Below are 4,233 nucleotides of genomic sequence, written 5' to 3'. Positions count from 1 at the left end.
CGCGAGCACCGCGCGACTGCGACTTCCGGCGTCTATGTGGGCACCGAGGCCGCGCCTGTCACCCGAAGTAGGCCGCGTAGTCGCTGAAGGGCACCTGGCCGTTGGGGCTCGCTTTGATGGCGTCGGCGATCGGCGGGGGTATCGGAGCCCAGTAAGCAGGCATCTCGGCCGCCAGGGCCGGGTTCAGGATGTAGATCAGGGCGAAGTTCACGATCCACAGCGGCGGAGCCATCGACATGCCGACCTCGGAGCTCACGCCCGCCTTGGTGTTGGTGACCAGCTGAGCGGTACCCGAAATCTGTTGTGCGGCAAAGCCATACGCGGCTTGCACCGTGTAGGCCGACCGGTAGAGTGCGATCAGGCTTCGAACCGCATCGTTGTCCCGCAACCAGTTGCCGACAAAACCGCCGGGCGCGATCAAGGTGTTCACCTGTCTGGTCGGCGCATCCGCGTTGGCCGGGCTCTGCAGTAGCCCACCGGGGTTCACGTACAGCCCGTAGCTGGCCAGCACGGAGGGGGTGCTCTGCCCGTCGACCTCGGAATAGAGGGGGCGGCCGACCGTATTGGTGAGGATCTCGACGCAGGCGACGATCACCCCCGCCGCCTCGCGGCTTCCACCGACGCCGCCACCGGTGCTGAGATCGTGATACTGCTGCTCGGTCAGGGCGTCAGCTCGGCTCAGGCCCACCTGAGCGGCGATCGCGTCGGCCAGTTCCTGACCGAGCGGCTGGTTGAGCTGATCCGGACTCGTCATCTGCGTCGGTGCCAGGTGTTCGTAGGCGGGCGCACCGGCGAAGGGGATCGTGAACCCGGTGTCCGGGGTGTCGGCCACGGGTTGCGCAGAAGTCGTCTGGGTGGCTGCCAAAGACAGCAGACACGCACCGATCAGTGCCAGTACCGAGATTGTCCCGTGGCGGGCTGATCCTCGCCGACGCCCCGGGCCCGCTAACCACATGTTGCGCATAGTCGACCTCTCAGAGCACTGTCGGACGAGGTGAACATCAGCTTCCACGTCAGTCAAAATCGTGACCGGCGCTGTGTCAAGTCCCGCGCCGATTCGCTCCCAGGTGTCCCGGTTGGGTCGACGAGCCGCGCCATCAGGAGCAGTCGAGCTCACCCACAACATCAGCCACCAGCAATAGCGCGCGTAGGTCTCCCCGAACATCAACTACACAGCAGCCTGTCCGGGACTCCCGATTCTGCCGGACGCGCCCCCTCGCTGATGTTGCCAAGCGTTCTGGCGCTGTGAGTTCGAGGGTCGAACGGTTCGTTCTACGACTGGGCGGGTACCGGTTCGAGGAGATTCGCTGCGAGTTGTTGCTGAGCCGACCTGCCGAGACCTGCGTCGGTAGCCCACGCCAGGGCACCGCCGCGCTCGGTAGCGAGGTGGGCAAGGAACCGGCGCATGGTGTCGGCGTCGGCGCTGTAGACCCAGGTGGGCAAGCGATCGGTGTCGGTCGAGTGGGCCGTAGGGGCCCGGCGGCTACGAGCCCGGATTGCCGGGATGTTGGCCGTAGTGGCGGCATAGTCGGCGATGATGTCCTCATCACGCACCCCGACGATCGCCAACAACAGCGCGATCACCACACCGGTCCGGTCTTTGCCCGCGGCGCAATGGATCAGCGCGGGCAGGTGCCCATCATCGGCCAGTAGATCGAGCGCGGCGGCGATGCTCTGCGGGCTGTGCTCGAGGTATTCGCGATACCGGTCGAACATGCTGCCGTCAGGTGACACTTCGGTGAGGTCGAGCCGCGCTCGGCTCGCTCCGTAGACGTGGGTGTTGCGGTAGAGCGAGACGGCGTCAGGAAGGGCGCCCTTGCCGTCGGTCTCGATCTCGGTCGAGCCGCGCAGGTCGATGACGGTGTGCAGACCGTAGTCGTCGAGCAGGTATGTCACATCGGCGGGTTCCAGGGCGGTCAGCCGGTCCGAGCGCAGCACTCGGCGGTGCCGCACCTGCCGTCCATCATCAGTGCGCAGCCCACCCAGATCCCGAGCGTTCACCAGGCCGCGCAGCGGCAATTCACGACCGACTGCCGCCTCACCCATTGTCATCGAAACCCCTCCGCACACTTCATCATCGAGTAGTTCAGCCGTTGACCGACCGTACGTGATCTCGAACTCGGCCTCTTTCGACCGCTCCTTGCCCGACACCCTGAGAATCTTGTTTTCGCAGGTGAGGGGACTGGTCGGCGCGGATTCGATCAGCGATTGCAATGGATACATCGGAATCTTCGACGCGTATCGACTAGCTCCAGGACGCGTCGATAGCGTTGCGCTCGAAGATTTCCGTGCAGAAAGGGACGCCGAATGCAGCTGACAATCGTCGGGAACAGAGCCGGTATGCCCGCCGACGGCGCCGCCAGTTCGGGGTATCTGGTCGAAACCGGACAGTCCAAGATTCTGCTCGACTGCGGGCCCGGGATCGCCGTGGCGCTCGGCAACTATCTGCACCCGAGTTTTCTCGAGGCGGTGGTGATCAGTCATCTGCACCTGGATCACGTCTATGACGTGCTCCCGGTCGGCAAGCAGGCGATGCGCAAGGCGGATGGCGCACCGGATCGCCGGATCAAGCTGTTCGTTCCGGCGGGGGCGCGGGAACGGTTGGATCGGCTCGCGGCGCTGTTCCCGGTGCGGTCGACGCCGGACCTGGACCGGGCTTTCGACCTGGCCTACGAGGTCGTCGAATACGAGGCGGGCTCGCGATACACACTGGCCGATTGCACGCTCGAGTTCGTGCCGATGGCGCATTCCGAACCCTGCTGCGGTGTCCGGATCGAAAGCCCGACGGGCAGTCTCGCGTTCACCGGTGACACCGGGTGGACCGACAACCTGGTCACCCTTGCCGCCGGTGTCGACCTCTTCCTGTCCGAGTCCACACTCTCCGAACCCGACACCACCGAGCACGGCCATCTGTGCGCGATTGAGGTGGGCCGGGCGGCGGCGGCCGCGGGTGCGCGGTCGGTGGTGCTGACGCATTTCGGGTCGCCGCTGGAGGACTGGCAGCAGGCTCGGCGTGACGAGGCCGCCGCCGAATTCGATGGCAGGGTCGAGATCAGCCGACCGAGCATGCTGTTCGCGGTGCCCGTGGAGAGCGTGCGCAAGTAGTCAGTCGATGCCGGCGATCTTCCTGGTGCCCGTCGACCGCAGACTCAACGGGGCGGCGTCGAGGCTGTCCAGGAACACTTGGACAGCCCTGTTGGTGCTGTCGGCCCGCCATGCGACCTGGAGCTCGACCACCGGCTCCGGATCGACCAACGGGATCACCTTGAGTCCCATCGGACGTACCTCGTCGAGGCTGAGGAACGAGGCGAACCCCACGTACCGGCGCGCCGCGACGACGATCTCGGTGGCCACCGAGTCATTTCGGCGCTCGACCACCTTCGGGAAGGCGCCGGAGCGTTCGGACGCGGCCATGATGGCGTCGTACATTGCCGGGCTCGCTTCACGATCGAACATCACGCACGGCATCTCGGCCAGTTCGCGCACCGCGATCGAGGACCGGTCGACCCAAGCGTGTCCGTGCCCGACCAGCGCACCGATCCGAACTTTGCGCAGGCACTTCGTCCCGAGTGTTCCGCCGTTGGACGCGTTGCCGAAGAGCAGACCGACATCGAGCTCGCCCCTGGCGAGGGCGGCCAGCTGGGGCCCGGACCGGCCGGAACTGAGCTTGGTGGTGACGTTGGGGTAGTTGGTGTGCAGTCGGGCCAGCGAACCCGGCATCACCAGCTGGCCCGCCCGGCCGTTGAATCCGATGCTGATCTTGCCGATGCGGCCCGCCGCGATATCCCGGACGGTACTCGTCGCGAGGTCTACCTCGCCGAGGATCCGTCGGGCGTCGGCGCGGAACGCCTCTCCGGCCGGGGTCAGCTGGACGACTCGCGACGTCCGCGAGACCAGCTCGACGCCCAGCTGTCGTTCCAGGCGCTTGAGCTGCTGGCTCAGCGACGGTTGCGTGAGATGGAGCCGCGCGGCCGCCTTCCCGAAATGCAGCTCGTCAGCGATAGCGAGAAATGCCTCGATATGCCGTATCTCCATATTGCGCGCCTCGCGTGCTAGGTACGTGACTCGTCCGAAATAGCCATTCAAACCCAACCCGCACATCGGGACGGAACCGGGTTGTGGCCGGCAGGTGATCGTAGATGGAATTCTTGGCGCCGGTACCGGGACCGCGGTCGATTGCCGATGTCAGCATTCGAAGTTTCGATCGAAGAGCCTTCGGCAAACTCCTCGGAT

4 protein-coding genes are annotated in these 4,233 nt (G+C 65.6%); 1 reads left to right on the top strand and 3 read right to left on the bottom strand.

What is annotated here, in order from left to right; genetic code table 11:
- Positions 1-58: 58 nt before the first annotated feature.
- Positions 59-964: a hypothetical protein gene (locus tag ACFWF2_RS33380; protein ID WP_379311469.1), complete on the bottom strand. Its 906-nt coding sequence runs from the start codon at positions 962-964 to the stop codon at positions 59-61.
- Positions 965-1,272: 308 nt separating this feature from the next.
- Positions 1,273-2,052 (bottom strand): tyrosine-protein phosphatase, encoded by a 780-nt coding sequence (locus ACFWF2_RS33375; protein WP_379311468.1) that lies wholly within the window; start codon positions 2,050-2,052, stop codon positions 1,273-1,275.
- 255 nt (positions 2,053-2,307) lie between these two features.
- Between ACFWF2_RS33375 and ACFWF2_RS33370 the strand changes: the two genes are divergently transcribed.
- Positions 2,308-3,105 carry an MBL fold metallo-hydrolase gene (locus tag ACFWF2_RS33370; protein WP_379311467.1) on the top strand — a complete coding sequence of 266 codons (798 nt, stop codon included), beginning with the start codon at positions 2,308-2,310 and terminating at the stop codon, positions 3,103-3,105.
- Here the strand turns inward: ACFWF2_RS33370 and ACFWF2_RS33365 are convergent, their stop codons facing one another.
- Positions 3,106-4,035 carry a LysR family transcriptional regulator gene (locus ACFWF2_RS33365; protein WP_379311466.1) on the bottom strand — a complete coding sequence of 310 codons (930 nt, stop codon included), beginning with the start codon at positions 4,033-4,035 and terminating at the stop codon, positions 3,106-3,108.
- Between the last annotated feature and the right edge of the window lie 198 nt (positions 4,036-4,233).

Origin of the sequence: Nocardia sp. NPDC060259, from assembly GCF_042728775.1 — a bacterium.
Classification (GTDB): domain Bacteria; phylum Actinomycetota; class Actinomycetes; order Mycobacteriales; family Mycobacteriaceae; genus Nocardia.
The sequence above is the reverse complement of the archived record's forward strand: the minus strand, read 5'-3'. Positions and strand labels throughout refer to the sequence as shown.